Annotated in this window: 21 protein-coding genes and 7 tRNA genes; 26 read left to right on the forward strand and 2 right to left on the reverse strand. The window is 45.4% G+C overall.

Annotation, left to right across the window (positions count from 1 at the left end):
* Window positions 1-113: 113 nt before the first annotated feature.
* Window positions 114-593, forward strand: coding sequence for a PH domain-containing protein (locus tag L3V45_RS02385; protein WP_003156195.1), 480 nt, complete (start codon window positions 114-116; stop codon window positions 591-593).
* Entirely contained in the window at window positions 583-2,049 is a 1,467-nt protein-coding gene (locus tag L3V45_RS02390) for a PH domain-containing protein (protein ID WP_003156194.1), read from the forward strand. The genes L3V45_RS02385 and L3V45_RS02390 overlap by 11 nt, the downstream gene beginning before the upstream one ends.
* On the opposite strand, the gene L3V45_RS02395 is transcribed toward L3V45_RS02390, so the two are convergent.
* Window positions 2,046-2,645, reverse strand: a complete 600-nt coding sequence (locus L3V45_RS02395) for a rhomboid family intramembrane serine protease (RefSeq protein ID WP_003156193.1) — start codon at window positions 2,643-2,645, stop codon at window positions 2,046-2,048. The genes L3V45_RS02390 and L3V45_RS02395 overlap by 4 nt on opposite strands.
* A 92-nt stretch (window positions 2,646-2,737) precedes the next feature.
* On the opposite strand from L3V45_RS02395, the gene acpS reads away from it, so the two are divergent.
* The 14 genes from acpS to L3V45_RS02465 all read left to right on the forward strand — a co-directional run bounded on the left by acpS (window position 2,738) and on the right by L3V45_RS02465 (window position 13,510).
* Window positions 2,738-3,103, forward strand: coding sequence for a holo-ACP synthase (gene acpS / locus L3V45_RS02400; RefSeq protein WP_003156192.1), 366 nt, complete (start codon window positions 2,738-2,740; stop codon window positions 3,101-3,103).
* A gap of 164 nt (window positions 3,104-3,267) precedes the next feature.
* Complete coding sequence (locus tag L3V45_RS02405) at window positions 3,268-4,275, forward strand: LolA family protein (RefSeq protein ID WP_003156191.1); 1,008 nt, start codon at window positions 3,268-3,270, stop codon at window positions 4,273-4,275.
* 116 nt (window positions 4,276-4,391) lie between these two features.
* Window positions 4,392-5,561 (forward strand): alanine racemase, encoded by a 1,170-nt coding sequence (gene alr / locus L3V45_RS02410; RefSeq protein ID WP_003156189.1) that lies wholly within the window; start codon window positions 4,392-4,394, stop codon window positions 5,559-5,561.
* Window positions 5,562-5,680: 119 nt separating this feature from the next.
* Entirely contained in the window at window positions 5,681-5,962 is a 282-nt protein-coding gene (gene endB, locus L3V45_RS02415) for a type II toxin-antitoxin system antitoxin EndoAI (protein ID WP_003156188.1), read from the forward strand.
* A 5-nt stretch (window positions 5,963-5,967) separates the two neighbouring features.
* Complete coding sequence (gene ndoA / locus L3V45_RS02420) at window positions 5,968-6,318, forward strand: type II toxin-antitoxin system endoribonuclease NdoA (RefSeq protein WP_003156187.1); 351 nt, start codon at window positions 5,968-5,970, stop codon at window positions 6,316-6,318.
* Window positions 6,319-6,435: 117 nt separating this feature from the next.
* Window positions 6,436-7,257, forward strand: a complete 822-nt coding sequence (locus L3V45_RS02425; RefSeq protein ID WP_003156182.1) for an STAS domain-containing protein — start codon at window positions 6,436-6,438, stop codon at window positions 7,255-7,257.
* A 4-nt stretch (window positions 7,258-7,261) separates the two neighbouring features.
* The gene (gene rsbS, locus L3V45_RS02430) at window positions 7,262-7,627 is read left to right on the forward strand and encodes an RsbT antagonist protein RsbS (protein WP_003156180.1); all 366 of its coding nucleotides are present in this window, start codon (window positions 7,262-7,264) and stop codon (window positions 7,625-7,627) included.
* 2 nt (window positions 7,628-7,629) lie between these two features.
* Window positions 7,630-8,031, forward strand: coding sequence for an anti-sigma regulatory factor (locus L3V45_RS02435; protein ID WP_003156178.1), 402 nt, complete (start codon window positions 7,630-7,632; stop codon window positions 8,029-8,031).
* Window positions 8,032-8,042: 11 nt separating this feature from the next.
* A complete protein-coding gene (locus L3V45_RS02440; RefSeq protein ID WP_025853725.1) occupies window positions 8,043-9,050 on the forward strand; it encodes a PP2C family protein-serine/threonine phosphatase in 1,008 nt (335 codons plus the stop codon).
* 63 nt (window positions 9,051-9,113) lie between these two features.
* A complete protein-coding gene (rsbV, locus tag L3V45_RS02445) occupies window positions 9,114-9,443 on the forward strand; it encodes an anti-sigma factor antagonist RsbV (protein WP_003156176.1) in 330 nt (109 codons plus the stop codon).
* Window positions 9,440-9,922, forward strand: a complete 483-nt coding sequence (gene rsbW / locus L3V45_RS02450) for an anti-sigma B factor RsbW (RefSeq protein ID WP_003156173.1) — start codon at window positions 9,440-9,442, stop codon at window positions 9,920-9,922. The genes rsbV and rsbW overlap by 4 nt, the downstream gene beginning before the upstream one ends.
* On the forward strand, window positions 9,888-10,676 hold the full coding sequence (sigB, locus tag L3V45_RS02455; protein WP_003156171.1) for an RNA polymerase sigma factor SigB: 789 nt from the start codon (window positions 9,888-9,890) through the stop codon (window positions 10,674-10,676). Before rsbW ends, sigB begins: the two co-directional genes overlap by 35 nt.
* Window positions 10,676-11,278 (forward strand): phosphoserine phosphatase RsbX, encoded by a 603-nt coding sequence (locus L3V45_RS02460; protein WP_003156170.1) that lies wholly within the window; start codon window positions 10,676-10,678, stop codon window positions 11,276-11,278. The genes sigB and L3V45_RS02460 overlap by 1 nt, the downstream gene beginning before the upstream one ends.
* Before the next feature lie 72 nt (window positions 11,279-11,350).
* The gene (locus tag L3V45_RS02465; protein WP_160249101.1) at window positions 11,351-13,510 is read left to right on the forward strand and encodes a Tex family protein; all 2,160 of its coding nucleotides are present in this window, start codon (window positions 11,351-11,353) and stop codon (window positions 13,508-13,510) included.
* Between the two features lie 9 nt (window positions 13,511-13,519).
* On the opposite strand, the gene cmpA is transcribed toward L3V45_RS02465, so the two are convergent.
* A complete protein-coding gene (cmpA, locus tag L3V45_RS02470) occupies window positions 13,520-13,633 on the reverse strand; it encodes a cortex morphogenetic protein CmpA (protein ID WP_003156164.1) in 114 nt (37 codons plus the stop codon).
* A gap of 99 nt (window positions 13,634-13,732) precedes the next feature.
* Between cmpA and L3V45_RS02475 the strand changes: the two genes are divergently transcribed.
* From L3V45_RS02475 to L3V45_RS02520, 10 genes are all read left to right on the forward strand, one after another.
* The gene (locus L3V45_RS02475; RefSeq protein WP_014304406.1) at window positions 13,733-14,182 is read left to right on the forward strand and encodes a SprT family protein; all 450 of its coding nucleotides are present in this window, start codon (window positions 13,733-13,735) and stop codon (window positions 14,180-14,182) included.
* A 135-nt stretch (window positions 14,183-14,317) separates the two neighbouring features.
* Window positions 14,318-14,392, forward strand: a tRNA-Asn gene (locus L3V45_RS02480).
* 4 nt (window positions 14,393-14,396) lie between these two features.
* A tRNA-Ser gene (locus L3V45_RS02485) sits at window positions 14,397-14,487 on the forward strand.
* Window positions 14,488-14,506: 19 nt separating this feature from the next.
* Window positions 14,507-14,581 (forward strand) — tRNA-Glu (locus L3V45_RS02490).
* A gap of 11 nt (window positions 14,582-14,592) precedes the next feature.
* A tRNA-Gln gene (locus L3V45_RS02495) sits at window positions 14,593-14,667 on the forward strand.
* A 33-nt stretch (window positions 14,668-14,700) separates the two neighbouring features.
* A tRNA-Lys gene (locus L3V45_RS02500) sits at window positions 14,701-14,776 on the forward strand.
* A gap of 8 nt (window positions 14,777-14,784) precedes the next feature.
* Window positions 14,785-14,866 (forward strand) — tRNA-Leu (locus L3V45_RS02505).
* Window positions 14,867-14,934: 68 nt separating this feature from the next.
* Window positions 14,935-15,018, forward strand: a tRNA-Leu gene (locus tag L3V45_RS02510).
* A 272-nt stretch (window positions 15,019-15,290) separates the two neighbouring features.
* Window positions 15,291-15,503 (forward strand): cystatin-like fold lipoprotein, encoded by a 213-nt coding sequence (locus tag L3V45_RS02515; RefSeq protein WP_069473160.1) that lies wholly within the window; start codon window positions 15,291-15,293, stop codon window positions 15,501-15,503.
* Between the two features lie 126 nt (window positions 15,504-15,629).
* Window positions 15,630-16,481, forward strand: a complete 852-nt coding sequence (locus tag L3V45_RS02520) for a hypothetical protein (RefSeq protein ID WP_069473161.1) — start codon at window positions 15,630-15,632, stop codon at window positions 16,479-16,481.
* Window positions 16,482-16,736 lie beyond the last annotated feature (255 nt).

Here is a 16,736-nt window from a genome sequence, read left to right on the forward strand (position 1 = left end):
ACAGGAAGCGGACCCTTTTACGGGGTCCGCTTTTTTTTGATATGCCGGAAAGTGAATCTTTTTTGCAAATCAGCCGTATTTGTATGTATGATAAAAAATGGGAGGTAGGTATGTTGAGAGCACAGCCAAAAAATCGAATCAGTCCAAGCGGCTTAAAAGTCTGGCGTCTTCAGGAAATCATCCTGTCCGCCTTCTGTCTTCTGGCCGTTATAGCAGCAGCTGTTTTAAGCCATTTCTTCCATTGGCCGTATTGGATCACCGGAGTCCTCGGCATCATTTGGGTCATCGGTTCAGTGATATCCGTCTATGCCATACCGAAAATCAGGCACAGGATCTGGCGCTATGAGGTCCATGAAAATGAAATTGATATTCAATCCGGCATTTTTATAGTCAAACGGGTCATTGTGCCGATGGTGAGGGTGCAGCACGTAGATACTTCACAAGGCCCGCTCCTCAGAAGGTACCGCCTGGCCTCAGTCAAAATCTCCACGGCGGCAACCGTTCATTCCATTCCGGCGCTTGATATGGAGGAAGCTGACCGGCTGAGGGATTCCATTTCCCGTCTGGCAAGGGTGACGGAAGATGATGTCTGAACCGAAACGTCTGCACCCGGCGGCCGTGATTTTGAACTTATTCCATATTATTATCGAAACCATTAAAAACATTATTCTGCCATTTTTTCTCGTCTATATTGTTAATTCCAACCACTTCATCCGCTTTTACGGAGGCATTGCGCTCGCTGTCCTGCTTATCTGGCTGATTACGGCAAGTGTGATCGAGTGGAGAAAATTTACATACCGGATTGAGGACGGAGAATTCAGAATTGAAGAAGGCTTGTTTTTTACGAAAAAGAGATACATCTCCATTGACCGGATTCAATCAATGAATACGAGTGCCGGCATCGTTCAGCAGCTTTTTAAGCTTGTTAAGCTTCAAATCGAAACGGCCGGCGACGGGAAAAACGCAGAGGCCGTCTTATCCGCCATTACTGTGGAAGAGGCGGAACGGATCAGAGCGGCTGTTTTTCAGCAAAAAGCGGAGCAAGAAGAACGAGGGGAGACCGCAGCGGAGCAGGAGCCGATCCGCGGGGAAGATGTGCAATCCGTTTACCGCCTGTCTGTGGGTGAGCTGCTTATGGCCGCCTCAACATCCGGGGGGATCGGTGTCATCATCTCAGCGGTATTCGCTCTCTTTTCTCAGCTTGATGAAGTACTTCCGATGGACTGGCTCTACGACAGGTTTTCTTTTCTCAAGCATGCGAGCATCGGCATATACGCCGTGATCATTTTTATAGGATTGTTCATCGCCTGGCTGTTAAGCATCGCCGGTATGATGATCAAGCATGCCAACTTTAAGATAGAAAAAAAGGAACACGAATTGGTCATTACGAGAGGAATTATTGAAAAACATCAAGTGACCATCCCGCTCCGTAAAATCCAAGCCATTAAAATTAAAGAAAATGTGATCAGGCAGTTATTCGGATACGCGACGGTTGCGATTGTCAGCGCCGGAAGTGCGGGGAATGAGAAAGAAGGAGCTCAGACAATTCTGTTTCCGATCATCCGCAAATCAAAGCTCGTTGTGATGCTGAACGGTTTCACACCGGATTACGTACTGGAAGAAAACCGGAATCATTTGCCGAAAAGGGCGCTGCGCCGGTATTTATTCCGCTCCGTTATCTTCTCGGTTTTCGTGATCATTCCGCTTTGTATTCTGTTTAAACCGTGGGGGTATGCATCGCTCCTTGTGCTTCCCGTCGAACTGGTGCTGGGCTACGCCTCATTTAAGAGCGCGTCATGGTGCTTAAACGGCGGCAGGCTGCAGCTCACCACACGGCTGATCGGGAAGACGACCACGATTATGCTGAGAAGAAGAATGCAGATGTTTGAAGTCAGCCGCTCCTTTCTGCAAAAAAGAAGGCGGCTCGCATCCGTGGCTACCGCAGTGAAATCAGCTCACCACATGGAGCATGTCATGCTGAAGGATGTCAGCGAGGAAGATGCAGAACGCATCGGGCGCTGGTATTCATATGAAAAAGCGGACGGTTAATACCGCCGCTTTTTTTGCTGCACGCATAAAAAGGAAAGCAAAAATCCGCCTGCCAGTCCGAACAAATGCGCCATAATGTTAATATTAGAATTGATAAACGTCGACAGTACCGCGATGATAAGCAGGGTCATAATCATTTTCGACTGGTCCCGGCCGATCAGCTCCTTGCGGAAAACAGTCAGAAACACATACACGCCGAAAAGTCCGAAAATCGCGCCGGATGCGCCGACATGCACATAATCAAGCGGTTCGGCAAGATATGTGCCGATATTGCCGATAATGCCCGATGCGATGTACACAATCAGAAAACGGACTTTTCCGAGCATCTGCTCCAGCGGGGGCGCGAATAAAAAGAGAGACATGGAGTTAAACAAAAGGTGAGTGAAATTCGCATGTAAAAACATCGGTGTCACCAGCCGCCACCATTCTCCCGAGGAAACGCCGTAATTATAGCCGGTCACTGCATCTGACCACATCATGACGGAATGAAGCGGCATACTGAAAAACAGCCACAAGAACGCCTGCAGCGCCAAGATACAGCTGACGGCCGGATAACGTCTGATAAAAGTCTGGAAATTTTCCGTACGTATAAACATCGCAAGCCCCTTTGCATCTGATTTGTTACATATATAGTAACACGTTTATGACATAAACCGTTTTTTAGTACGGACTTTTAGGAGGAATTCACATGATTTTCGGAATCGGAATCGACATCGTTGAACTGCACAGAATTGAAAACATGCTCAGCCGGCAGGCGAGGTTTCCGCAAAGAATATTGACGGAGGCTGAATACGTCCGTTTTACATTGCTGTCGGACAAAAGGAAAATTGAATTTCTCGCGGGAAGATTTGCGGCAAAAGAAGCCTTTTCGAAAGCATACGGAACGGGTATCGGCAAAGAGCTCAGCTTTCAGGATATCGAAACCGGAAACGACACGGCGGGCAAGCCGGTGCTGACCTGCGCCAAGCTGGACGGCGCGGCGGTTCACGTCTCCATTACCCATACAAAAGAATACGCCGCGGCACAGGTCGTGATTGAAAGGTTGTCACGCTAGTCTGCATATTAGCCGAAACCCCTTCATATATTTGATAGTGCATTAAGGGAGACAAGTTGTTTGAGGCTTTTATGGTACGCGTCCGTCCGTTCAGGGCGTACCGTTAAAGTCAAACAAGCGATTTCTTCCCTTTACATCAATTGAGAAGAAGGGGTTGAAAAAAGGTGAGAAAAAGCTTTGTTTTGCTTTTAACGGGACTGCTTGCCGTCCTTATTCTTTCGGCCTGCGGCCAAAAATCACAGGAAGATATCGTGAACGGTTTAGATAAGAAGGCGAAAGAATACACCTCGTACAAAGCGAAAGCCAAAATGACCATTCAGACGGGGAGTGATCCGCAAGTATACAATGTGGAAATCTGGCATAAAAAACCTTCCCTGTACCGGGTCTATCTGGAAAATCCGAAAAAAGACCAAAACCAAGTCATTTTACGGAACGCCAACGGAGTCTTTGTCCTTACGCCGTCTTTAAATAAGAGCTTCAGGTTCCAAAGCGACTGGCCGAATAACAGCAGCCAAGTATATTTGTTTGAGTCACTTGTAAAGGACGTGCAGCATGACAAAGACGCCGTCTATTCCGCCAAAGATAAAAAGTACACGTTTGAAACAAAAACAAACTATCAGCACAACAAAATGCTGCCGACTCAGGAAATCACTTTCAACAAAAAGGACATGAGCCCTTCGCTCGTCAAAGTCATGGATACAGACCGGAAAGTGATGGTAAAAGTCGAATTCAAAAGCTTTGAATTCAACAAGCCGTTTGATAAAGACTCTTTTGACGAGAAGAAAAATATGACGCTTTCCCAGATGGACGTCGCCACAAGCGCCAAGCCGTCTGATTCATTTGCGGTCAAAACACCGCTTCAAGTGCCGGCCGGCGTCAAAAAGCTTGAAGAGAAAGATATTTCAACGGCGGACGGCAAACGGATCGTCATGACTTACGGCGGAGAAAAATCCTTCACCCTTATTCAAGAAAAAGCCCATATCGCAAAAGCCGCCTCTGCCGTCACGCTGAAAGGCGAACCGGTTAATCTCGGCTTCACGGTGGCCGCATTATCTGATACGTCTTTAACGTGGACATATGACGGAGTGGATTATCTTCTGTCATCACAGGATCTGACAAAGGATGAAATGGTGGCCGCCGCCAAAAGCATGCAGGGACAGTCGTCAAAATAATGTCAAAAAAGAGGCCGCCGCTGTCGGTCTCTTTTTTGATTCCATTTCACTTTGCAGAATAATTTTAGTATGATAATAACAATATGAATTGAAAATAATGCTAGGAAGTGTATCGAATGAACACAGCATCCTTTTACAGAGAAACGTGGGCGGAAATCAACCTGTCCGCGATTAAAGAAAATGTCACGCATATGAAAAAACACATCGGGCAAAACGTCCATCTCATGGCGGTTGTAAAGGCGAACGCTTACGGCCACGGAGATTTGGAAGTTGGGAAAGCCGCGCTTGAAGCGGGTGCCTCTTGTCTTGCCGTAGCCATACTGGATGAAGCGATTTCATTGAGAAAACGGGGCATTACAGCGCCGATTCTTGTGCTTGGCGCCGTGCCGCCCGAATATGTACAAGCAGCTGCCGAGTATGACGTAACACTCACGGGATATTCTGTTGAATGGCTTCAGGAAGCTGCGCGCCACCTCGGAGGTGCCACATTGCCGTTTCATCTGAAAGTCGATACCGGCATGAACAGACTCGGAGTCAAAACGGAGGAAGAAATCCAAAGCGTGTTAAAAATCCTCAGCCAAAATCCCGGTTTAGTCTGTAAAGGCGTTTTCACCCACTTTGCTACCGCGGATGAGAAAAACAGAGATTATTTCCTCTTCCAGTTTGACCGCTTTAAAACATTGATCGCTCCGCTCCCTTTAAAAGAATTGATGGTGCACTGCGCGAACAGCGCCGCCGGACTTCGCCTTAAAAAAGGCTTCTTTAACGCGGTTCGTTTCGGCATCAGTATGTACGGGCTTCGTCCTTCTGCTGACATCCAAAGCGAAATTCCGTTTCAATTAAAGCCGGCTTTTGCGCTGCACTCTGTGTTATCCCATGTGAAAAAGATCCGCAAAGGGGAAAGCGTCAGCTACGGCGCAACATATACCGCAGAGAAGGATCAATGGATCGGAACGGTTCCCATCGGCTATGCAGACGGGTGGCTCCGCAAGCTGAGCGGCACGTCTGTGCTGATCGGCGGCAAACGGATGAACATCGCGGGAAGAATCTGCATGGATCAATTGATGGTCGAATTAGATCAATCTTATCCGCCGGGCACCAAAGTCACCCTGATCGGCAGCCAGAAGGAAGAAACGATCACGATGGATGAAATCGCAGGGCGGCTTGAGACGATTAATTACGAGGTCCCTTGTACCATTAGTTCCCGCGTTCCCCGTATGTTTTTGGAAAATGAGAGTATAATGGAAGTAAGAAATCCTTTACTGCAAGATAATACAAACAAGTAGCCGTCATCCGGAAAAAGAGAATTTATAAAACAGCTTTGCTTGACGTTTGAATAATGGTATCATTATGTCTGGATGGATGAATTGGTCGTATCCGTAAGTTTGGTGGAGGTGTATGTTTTTTGTCTGAATCCAGCGCAAGAACCGAAATGAAAATCAGCTTGCCCGAAAACTTAGTAGCTGAATTGGATGGTGTAGCGATGCGGGAGAAACGAAGCAGAAACGAACTGATATCACAAGCAGTGAGAGCGTATGTCAGCGAACGGACAACTCGCCATAACCGTGATTTGATGAGACGCGGGTATATGGAAATGGCGAAAATCAACTTGAATATCTCTTCTGAGGCTCACTATGCTGAGTGCGAAGCAGAAACGACCGTTGAGCGCTTAGTCAGCGGAGGATAATCATTTTGATTGTAAAGCGCGGCGATGTTTATTTTGCTGATTTATCTCCTGTTGTTGGCTCAGAGCAAGGCGGCGTACGCCCGGTTTTAGTGATCCAGAATGATATCGGAAATCGCTTTAGCCCGACTGCTATTGTTGCAGCCATAACAGCCCAAATACAGAAAGCGAAATTACCAACCCACGTCGAAATTGATGCAAAACGCTACGGTTTTGAAAGAGATTCCGTTATTTTGCTGGAGCAAATTCGGACGATTGACAAGCAAAGATTAACGGATAAAATAACTCATCTGGATGATGAAATGATGGATAAGGTTGATGAAGCCCTGCAAATCAGTTTGGCACTCATTGATTTTTAGTCATATTTTGGTTGCTCATATAGAGCAACTTTTTTTGTTTTCGAAAAACATAAGCGCTATAATAAAGAAATAATCAAACAAAATTTGTTGTTTTGTGTCGGGAGGTCAGTGAAACCCATGTCGAATCAGAAAGTGTATCAGTTCATTATTGATCAGCATGATGAACTGCTTGATACTTGGACAGCCAAACTAAAAGAAGTAGGCAATCAGGAAGACTATCAGCTTACGAATCACATATGTGAAAATATTTGTAAAGATTATATAGACATTCTTTTATTATCGACAAAAAATGACGAGGCTACGGAAGAGCAGATCAGTGAACTCGCACTGCGCGCCGTTCAGCTCGGCCTGTCGCTGAAACTTCTTTCAGCCACCCTGTCAGAGTTTTGGAAACTGCTTTACGAAACGATGGTCGATCTTAATATGGCCGATCAGGACAGAGCAGATTTGATTTTGGAAATAGACAGCTTTTTCAATCCGATCAACACGGAAATCTTAAATCAGTATTCTATCTCCTGGGAAAAAACGGTTACTTTGCAAAAAATCGCGCTTCAGGAATTGTCGGCTCCGCTGATCCCGGTATTTGAGCATGTAACGGTCATGCCGCTTGTCGGGACGATTGATACGGAGCGTGCAAAGCATATTATGGAAAATCTGTTAAACGGCGTCGTAAAGCACCGTTCACAGGTTGTATTAATTGATATCACGGGCGTGCCGGTCGTTGATACGATGGTGGCGCACCATATTATTCAGGCATCAGAAGCGGTGAGGCTTGTCGGCGCGAAATGTCTGCTCGTCGGAATCCGTCCGGAAATCGCGCAGACGATCGTTAATCTGGGAATTGATTTGTCGCAGGTTATTACGAAGAATACCCTTCAAAAAGGAATTCAAACAGCGCTTGAAATGACAAATCGAAAAATCGTTTCATTGGGGGAATAACATTGTGAGACATCCAAAAATCCCGATCCTGAAACTGTATAACTGCTTATTGGTATCCATCCAATGGGAGCTTGACGACCAGACAGCTTTGCATTTTCAAGAAGATCTGCTGAACAAAATCTATGAAACCGGCGCAAACGGGGTCGTCATTGACCTGACATCCGTTGACATGATTGATTCATTTATCGCGAAAGTGCTCGGCGATGTCATCACCATGTCTAAATTGATGGGCGCAAAGGTCGTATTGACGGGAATTCAGCCGGCTGTGGCGGTCACATTGATTGAACTCGGAATCTCACTTGAGGAAATTGAAACGGCGCTCGATTTAGAGCAAGGGCTTGAGACATTGAAGCGGGAATTGGGGGAATAGCGATGAACGACCAATCCTGTGTGAAAATCATGACAGAATGGGATATCGTAGCCGCCAGACAGCTTGGCCGCAACGTTGCGAAGGAATTAGGCTTCGGCACGGTGGACCAGGCCAGAATCACGACGGCTATCTCAGAATTGGCCAGAAACATTTACTTATATGCAGGCAAGGGCCAGGTCAGCATAGAACAAGTAAACGACAGAGGGAAAAAAGGCCTTAAAATTATAGCAGAAGACAAAGGACCCGGAATCCCCGACATCCGTAAAGTGATGGAAGACGGCTTTTCAACGTCAGGCGGACTGGGAGCGGGACTTCCGGGCGTCAAAAGGCTGATGGACGAATTCAGCCTGCAATCTGTTGCAGAGGAAGGAACAGAGATTCAAGCCGTAAAATGGCTTCGGTAGGAGGTTAGAACGTGGATTTCAGGGAGGTTATAGAGCAGCGGTATCATCAGCTGCTTAGCCGATATATAGCCGAATTAACAGAAACATCTTTATATCAAGCCCAAAAATTCAGCCGAAAAACGATTGAACATCAGGTTCCTCCGGAGGAGATCATCAGCATCCACCGAAAAGTGGTAAAGGAACTGTATCCGGATCTGCCGGAAGATGTTTTTCATTCGCTGGATTTTTTAATAGAAGTCATGATTGGCTACGGGATGGCTTATCAGGAACACCAAAGTCTGAGAGATATCCAGCAGGAGCTTCGTTCAGAAATTGAAATTGCCGCAAATGTTCAGCAGACGCTGCTGGGCACAAAAATTCCTGAAGAAGAAGAACTGGATATCGGGGCGATCAGCGTCCCCGCCAAGCAAATGAGCGGGGACTATTATCACTTTGTCAAAGACAAGGAATCGATTAACATCGCGATAGCCGATGTCATCGGAAAAGGAATACCCGCCGCATTGTGCATGTCGATGATCAAGTATGCCATGGACTCTCTTCCGGAGATCGGCATTCACCCCTCCCAAGTGCTGAAAAATCTTAACCGCGTTGTAGAACAGAACGTGGACTCAAGCATGTTTATCACCATGTTTTACGCAAACTACAATACGAAAAATCACCAATTTACATATGCTTCTGCGGGGCATGAACCGGGCTTCTACTACTCTGAAAAAGAAAAAAAGTTTTATGATCTGGAGGCAAAAGGATTGGTGCTGGGAATTTCCCAGGATTTTGATTACAGCCAATATGAACAGCACATGAACGAAGGAGACATGATCGTTCTTTTTTCTGACGGCGTCACCGAATGCCGTACCGAAAACGGTTTCTTAGAACGCAGCGACATTCAGCGCATGCTGGAAGAACATATGGACTGCTCCGCGCAGGATATGGTCAAAAATATTTACGACAGCCTGCTGAGACTTCAGGACTTTCAGCTTCATGACGATTTTACGTTAATTGTTTTGAAAAGAAAGGTTTAAAAAAACGGCAGCACGGGTAAAAAGCCATTAGCACGAGTAAGGATAACTTTCAGAGGTGATACGATGAATTTAACGGTAGATATGAAGGAGAATCTTTCAGATATACAAATCAATATCGCTGGAGAAATCGATGTATACTCAGCTCCGGTGGTTCGTGAAAAGCTGATGCCCCTGGCAAACGAGGGGAAGGACATGAGAATCTGCTTAAAAGATGTAAACTATATGGACAGTACGGGTTTAGGCGTTTTTGTAGGCGTGTTTAAAACGGTGAGCAAGGAAGGCGGCTCTCTGAAGCTTGAGAATCTTTCCGACCGGCTCGTCCGTCTGTTTGAAATTACGGGGCTTAAGGACATCATCGACATTTCGGCAAAGTCAGAAGGTGGCGTGCAATGAGTACATCAGTTGATTATATAGAGATGAAAATTCCGGCCGAACCGGAATATGTAGGAATCGTCAGGCTTACATTATCAGGAGTCGCCAGCAGAATGGGCTATACCTATGATGACATTGAAGATTTAAAAATCGCTGTCAGCGAAGCTTGTACAAACGCTGTCCAGCATGCATACAAAGATGAAAATAAGGGAGAAGTATCCGTGCGGTTCGGTGTGTTTGAGGATCGGCTGGAGGTCATTGTCGCCGATCAGGGAGACAGCTTTGATTTTGATCAGAAGCAGCAGGATCTCGGGCCGTACACACCTTCGCACACAGTCGATCAATTGTCAGAAGGAGGGCTCGGTCTGTATTTAATGGAAACGCTCATGGATGAAGTCAAAGTTCAAAGCAACTCTGGCGTAACCGTGGCGATGACAAAGTATTTAAATGGGGAGCGAGTTGATCATGGCACAACCATCAAAAACTACGAAACTAACTAAAGATGAAGTTGATCGGCTCATACGCGACTTTCAAACACATGATAATAAAGAAGCCCAGGAAACACTCGTCGAGGTGTATACCAATCTCGTCGAAATGCTGGCAAAGAAATATTCAAAAGGAAAAAGCTTTCACGAAGATCTCCGCCAAGTCGGGATGATCGGACTTCTCGGAGCCATTAAACGGTATGATCCCGAGGTCGGCAAATCCTTTGAAGCATTTGCGATTCCGACCATCATCGGCGAGATCAAACGCTTCCTCAGAGATAAAACATGGAGCGTACACGTCCCGAGACGGATTAAAGAACTCGGGCCGCGCATTAAAATGGCGGTGGATCAGCTGACGACAGAGACGCAGCGGTCGCCGAAAGTCGAAGAAATCGCAGCCTTTCTCGATGTGTCAGAAGAGGAAGTGCTTGAAACGATGGAGATGGGAAAAAGCTATCAGGCGCTTTCTGTCGATCACAGCATCGAAGCGGATGCGGACGGAAGCACCGTCACGATTTTAGATATCGTCGGGTCGCAGGAGGAAGGATACGAACGCGTCAACCAGCAGATGATGATCAAAAGCGTGCTTCATGTGCTGTCCGACCGCGAAAAACAGATTATCGATCTAACATTTGTGCAAAATAAAAGCCAAAAAGAAACAGGGGACATTCTCGGAATATCTCAAATGCACGTCTCGCGCCTGCAGCGGAAAGCGGTGAAAAAACTGAGAGAGGCCTTGATTGGAGATCCCTCCATGGAGCTAATGTAATGATTCAGGTTGAAGAAAATGAACATGTTCAAACTCTTGTATACCAATTAAATAAAGAAGGCAAGTCCATATGCGGCGACAGCTTTTTTATGAAGGCGAATGAAGAAGAATTAGTTTGCGCGGTAGCGGACGGTCTCGGCAGCGGATCTCTTGCCAATGAATCCTCGTCAGCCATTAAAGACATCGTGGAAACGTATGCGGATGAGGATGTGGAAAGCATCATTGAGCGCTGCAATCAAGCGATGAAAAACAAAAGAGGGGCGACTGCCTCCATCTTAAAAATCAATTTCATCAAAAGGGAATTGACATACTGCTCGATCGGCAACGTCCGTTTCTTCCTGCACTCCCCATCAGGCGAAGTTTTTCATCCGCTGCCGATTTCGGGTTACCTCTCAGGCAAACCGCAAAGATACAAAACGTATACGTCATCATACGAAAAAGGGGCGACATTCATCATCTACACGGATGGGCTTGAGGTTCCGCATATCCGCACCTGCTTAAAGCAGGGACACTCAATAGAAGAAATATCAAAATCACTTCATCCGTACACAACATCCAGACGTGATGATTTGACCTATATTCTCGGGCAGCTTTTATCGTAAGGCTGCTTTTTTTATGTTCCGCCGTTTTTTGATACACTAGAGAAAGAAAGAAGAGATGGAGGCTTTTGTGATATGGAAACGTTAGCCCTTTTGAAAAAACAAATTGCTGAAGAAACAGCGTTATCCCAAAAACATGTCGAAAGTGTCATCCGCCTGCTGGAAGACGGCAATACCGTCCCGTTTATTGCGCGGTACCGAAAAGAGCAGACCGGCTCAATGGACGAGGTGCAGATTCAGGCAATCTCCGAGCGGTGGCAATACATACAAAACCTGACGCAGCGGAAAGAAGAAGTCATCAGATTGATCTCCGAGCAGGACAAGCTGACAGACGGGCTGAAGCAAAAAATCGAGCAAGCGGTCAAGCTTCAGGAAGTCGAGGATTTATACCGCCCCTTCAAACAAAAACGGAAAACAAAAGCCACCGTCGCCAAAAGCAAAGGCCTTGAACCGCTTGCGGACTATATTCTTTCTCTCCCGAAAGAAAACCGCCTTCACGACGTCGCTGATCAATATATCAGTGCAGAAAAAGAAGTCGCTTCAAGAGAGGAAGCCATTGAAGGCGCGAAGCACATCATAGCCGAACAAATCTCGGATGATCCTCATTTCAGAAAGTGGATCCGCCAGGAAACGTATAAAAAAGGAATTCTCACTTCCGCGGCAGGCAAGTCAGCCGCAGATGACGAGAAAAACGTCTATGAGATGTACTACGAGTACGAAGAGCCGATCCAAAAGGTCGTTCCTCACAGAGTGCTTGCGATGAACCGCGGTGAAAAAGAAGGCATTTTAAAGATTGCGATCGAACCGCCCGCCGATCAGATAAAAGCTTATTTAGAAAAGCAAATCATCAAACACCGTGAAACACCTGTGAAAGAAACGCTGAAAGAAGCCATTGAGGACAGTTATAAACGCCTGATCCAGCCGGCTATTGAACGCGATATCCGCAAAGAACTGTCAGAAAAAGCAGACGCGCAGGCGATCCATATTTTCGCTGAAAACCTGCGTAAGCTCCTGCTGCAGCCGCCGATGAAGGGAAAAGTCGTGCTCGGCGTCGATCCGGCCTTCCGCACGGGGTGCAAACTGGCAGTCGTTGATGAGACGGGAAAAGTGCTGAAAATCGATGTCATTTACCCGCACGCTCCCGTCAAAAAGACAGCGGAAGCCCGAAAAAAAATCAAAGAATTGCTGGATCGGTACGAAGTCGAGGTTGTGGCGATCGGAAACGGCACGGCATCACGGGAGACAGAGCAATTCGTCGTTGATGTGCTGAAAGAAACAGAGCGGGACATTTATTATGTCATCGTCAATGAGGCCGGAGCAAGCGTGTATTCCGCGTCAGAAATCGCCCGTGAGGAATTTCCGGATTTTCAGGTCGAAGAGCGCAGCGCCGTCTCCATCGCGCGGAGATTGCAGGATCCGCTGGCCGAGCTTGTGAAAATTGATCCTAAATCCGTCGGTGTCGGGCAATACCAGCATGATGTCAGCCAAAAGCATTTAAACGAATCTCTCCGTTTTGTCGTAGAGACCGTCGTCAACCAAGTCGGGGTGAATGTCAATACAGCATCAGCCGCGCTGCTTCAATATGTAGCCGGGTTATCCAAAACCGTTGCCGGCAATATCGTCAAAAAAAGGGAAGAGCTCGGAAAATTTACAAACCGCAAAGAGCTGAAAGATATCCCGCGTCTCGGCGCAAAAACATATGAACAGTGCATCGGCTTTTTGAGAGTGCCCGGAGGACGGGAGCCGCTCGACCGCACCGGGATACACCCGGAAAGCTATAAAGAGACAAAGGCGCTGCTCAAAAAACTGCAGCTCACTGCGGATCAGATCGGAAGCGCGGACGTAAAAGAGAAAATCAGCGCACTGCCGCTGTCTGAAACGGCTGAGGAGCTCGGTATAGGGGAGATTACGCTTACGGATATTTGCGGGCAGCTGACAAGGCCGGAGCGAGATCCCCGTGACGAAGTGCCGAAGCCTTTGCTGAAAAAAGACGTTCTGCAGCTTGAGGATTTAAAGGAAGGAATGGAATTGCAGGGCACCGTCCGGAACGTTGTGGACTTCGGCGCTTTCGTCGATATCGGCGTCAAGCAGGACGGGCTTGTGCACATCTCAAAACTGAGCAATCAATTCGTCAAACACCCTCTCGACGTCGTATCGGTCGGAGACATCGTCACCGTATGGGTTGAAGGGGTGGACGTGCAAAAAGGCAGAGTGTCGCTGTCTATGGTAAAATAAAAGCACTGCTTACGAGCAGTGTTTTTTTCTGTAGAAATACCAGCACTGGTTCAGCAGTTTGATTTGGTAATTGTCCTTTTCTAAAAACGCTTTTTGCATTTGTTTCATCAGCCAATTCGGCATGGCTCATTCCTCCTCAGCTTTTAGTTAGAGGTCGGTTTTAACACATTGTATGCGAACGGTGAATTGTCCCGTTCAATGTTTTTAAAGCGGGGTGCACATATGGATAACGAACAACTTCAAAAGCTGACGGAAGACATCTCTGCACAGGATTTCGGAAAGCCGTTCCGTCACCGGGCCTTTTTCAATGACCGGCTGAAAACGACAGGCGGCCGGTACATGCTGTCTTCCCATAACATCGAATTAAACCGCAAATATCTTCTCGAACACGGGCAGAGCGAGCTGATAGGCATCATCAAACACGAGCTGTGCCATTATCATCTTCATCTTGAGGGAAAAGGGTACAAGCACAGAGACAAGGATTTCAGAGACCTGCTTCAGAAAGTCGGAGCGCCAAGATTCTGCACGCCGCTGCAAACCAAAAAGACACAAAAGAAAACATATATGTATAGATGCGAGGCCTGCGGCCAACAGTATATAAAGAAGCGGGCAATGAACCCGGAAAGATATGCCTGCGGAAAGTGCAGAGGAAAAATCAAAAGAATTTTTTAAAAAGGCTTGACTCATTTCAATGATCTGTGTTAAATTATAAAAGTCGTTGAGAGACAACGATGCTTTCTCAAAAAAATAAATGTTGCTTATTGACACAATATGTCGCATCATTTATAATAAAGAAAGTCTGATCATTCCACAGTAGCTCAGTGGTAGAGCTATCGGCTGTTAACCGATCGGTCGCAGGTTCGAATCCTGCCTGTGGAGCCATTATGGAGAAGTACTCAAGTGGCTGAAGAGGCGCCCCTGCTAAGGGTGTAGGTCGCGTAAGCGGCGCGAGGGTTCAAATCCCTCCTTCTCCGCCAGATAAGTTCTCAACCAGACGGCCCGTTGGTCAAGCGGTTAAGACACCGCCCTTTCACGGCGGTAACACGGGTTCGAATCCCGTACGGGTCACCATTTACCTTCGTTGGGCTATAGCCAAGCGGTAAGGCAACGGACTTTGACTCCGTCATGCGTTGGTTCGAATCCAGCTAGCCCAGCCATTTTATTTAAAAATTTTGAATCACTTTTAGAGCGAGCCATTAGCTCAGTTGGTAGAGCATCTGACTTTTAATCAGAGGGTCGAAGGTTCGAGTCCTTCATGGCTCACCACTTGTCACGCGGGTGTGGCGGAATTGGCAGACGCGCTAGACTTAGGATCTAGTGTCTTACGACGTGGGGGTTCGAGTCCCTTCACCCGCACTTTCTTTTCAAAGTGCTGATCATCATCACTAGCTTATATGCTTAGTGGAAAGACAGCTTCATAGCACGCGGTCGTGGCGGAATGGCAGACGCGCTAGGTTGAGGGCCTAGTGGGTGAATAACCCGTGGAGGTTCAAGTCCTCTCGGCCGCATCCCAATGATACCAAGGGTTTAACTACCTTTGGTATTTTTTGTGTTTTATGATTGTTACCAAATGTGTCCATTAACTTGAAGTGAAGCGCTTCTGTATTGTAAGTCTTTAATCTAATGGGTACTTCCCGGTATCTCCATTCATCCTTCTGCTGAATGCGTTCGGTGTAAGTATATGATCATGCGATTGATAACGTAATAAAGAAGTATAAGACCTCTTTAAGTGAAATAGGAAGGGATACTGATGATGTCAAAAGGGGTAATGCCGTAATTCGTGTATAATGATAGTGGGAAATATATTCAGTTTGCTTTTTATAATGGTGGCTCACTCAATTATTCCTCGTATGAATACTATGAAAAAATGGGGAATGATTATGAGGAAATGGAGCATATACCTGCGACTGAAGAGTATGACCGTCTAGGCTTGTATAAGAAAACACCAGATTATGAAGAGGTTAAAGGTAAGGAAACGAAAACTAAGGAGTAGACTTTATGTCTGTTCTTTTTTTGTTAAATAATGTTCAGCTTATCGCAGAATTTGCAAAATACAAGGATAAAATCACAATTGTTTTATAAATTAATATAAAGAAAAGAATCACAGGAGGTTATTTGGGTGTCTGTATTAGATACTAGGTGTGTCAACCAGCTTTATTTAACTCTTTCTAATATATTGAGTATCTCGGAGTCAGATCTTAGACAATATGTAATTGATAAAAAATTTGAATTACTAGATATAGCGTGGTCTGAAATTGATATTGATGAATTCTTTAAAACGGTAAAGTCAAATGTAAATAGGCTTAAAGGCAACATTATTGAATCGGTAACGATTTCACATTTATCTTCAAGGTTAGAGTATGAATGCAATAAAGAAAATATATATAACCTATACAGTGCTTTAACTGGTGAAACTAAATTAAGAAAATATTTAAGTGATGTAGGGATTGAGTGTATACATGAAAGTGACGTAATCTCAGTATTTTTCCATGGAGAAAGGATTGATTGGAAGCAATACGAACAAACACCTGTTGTTTTGATGTTACAAAAGCGACTAGGCGTTACAAGTTCAGCAGATAAATGTATAAATGGGTTTCTTTTCAGTGGGGATATACATAAAAATATGAATGTAACTCATATTGCACGTATCCCCGAGTTTTTAGAAAACTTATTAAGGATTTTAAAAGTCCATGAAGCAATCTATTTTTGGGAAAGAAATGCTCAACCTTATGAAATAATATTCAAAGAAAAATTCAGTGGTATTATCTATGATGGAGATGATAGTCTTTCACTAGAGGATAAGAATATAAAGACAATAAAGCATTGTATAAGTTTTCTTGGTAGGAATTTATTTAATGAATGGAATCAAAATGATAATCCTATTATCAGGTTGAAAGATGATAATGATGTTTTAGCAGACCAAATTATTTCATCAAGGAATCTGAAGACAAATAGAATAATATTTAAGTAATTTTTTCTAAGCTAATTAAAGGTATTTTCGAAAGCGCACCAGAAAATTTCTGGTGTGTTTTTATTTTTGCTTTCAAACCACAACGTGCTGGTAATGACATGGTTACTCTTATATCGTTATATCTCACTGCAACAATCATGTTAAAACACTTTCGTAGATGTCTATGTTCATCCTTGTCAAGAAACAAAAGACTTACAATAACCGCAATAAAGACGAAAAGAATAATTTCTTCAATAGATAAAACGTACCTTTGTG

The organism is Bacillus sp. R45, from assembly GCF_021729365.1.
Classification (GTDB): domain Bacteria; phylum Bacillota; class Bacilli; order Bacillales; family Bacillaceae; genus Bacillus; species Bacillus velezensis.

What these genes read in the sequence shown, in the direction of transcription:
- L3V45_RS02390 (WP_003156194.1), top strand. Translation starts at nt 583, where the DNA reads ATGATGTCTGAACCGAAACGTCTGCACCCGGCGGCCGTGATTTTGAAC.
- L3V45_RS02395 (WP_003156193.1), bottom strand. Translation starts at nt 2,645, where the DNA reads ATGTTTATACGTACGGAAAATTTCCAGACTTTTATCAGACGTTATCCG.
- acpS (WP_003156192.1), top strand. Translation starts at nt 2,738, where the DNA reads ATGATTTTCGGAATCGGAATCGACATCGTTGAACTGCACAGAATTGAA.
- alr (WP_003156189.1), top strand. Translation starts at nt 4,392, where the DNA reads ATGAACACAGCATCCTTTTACAGAGAAACGTGGGCGGAAATCAACCTG.
- L3V45_RS02425 (WP_003156182.1), top strand. Translation starts at nt 6,436, where the DNA reads ATGTCGAATCAGAAAGTGTATCAGTTCATTATTGATCAGCATGATGAA.
- L3V45_RS02435 (WP_003156178.1), top strand. Translation starts at nt 7,630, where the DNA reads ATGAACGACCAATCCTGTGTGAAAATCATGACAGAATGGGATATCGTA.
- rsbV (WP_003156176.1), top strand. Translation starts at nt 9,114, where the DNA reads ATGAATTTAACGGTAGATATGAAGGAGAATCTTTCAGATATACAAATC.
- rsbW (WP_003156173.1), top strand. Translation starts at nt 9,440, where the DNA reads ATGAGTACATCAGTTGATTATATAGAGATGAAAATTCCGGCCGAACCG.
- sigB (WP_003156171.1), top strand. Translation starts at nt 9,888, where the DNA reads ATGGCACAACCATCAAAAACTACGAAACTAACTAAAGATGAAGTTGAT.
- L3V45_RS02460 (WP_003156170.1), top strand. Translation starts at nt 10,676, where the DNA reads ATGATTCAGGTTGAAGAAAATGAACATGTTCAAACTCTTGTATACCAA.
- L3V45_RS02465 (WP_160249101.1), top strand. Translation starts at nt 11,351, where the DNA reads ATGGAAACGTTAGCCCTTTTGAAAAAACAAATTGCTGAAGAAACAGCG.
- cmpA (WP_003156164.1), bottom strand. Translation starts at nt 13,633, where the DNA reads ATGCCGAATTGGCTGATGAAACAAATGCAAAAAGCGTTTTTAGAAAAG.
- L3V45_RS02475 (WP_014304406.1), top strand. Translation starts at nt 13,733, where the DNA reads ATGGATAACGAACAACTTCAAAAGCTGACGGAAGACATCTCTGCACAG.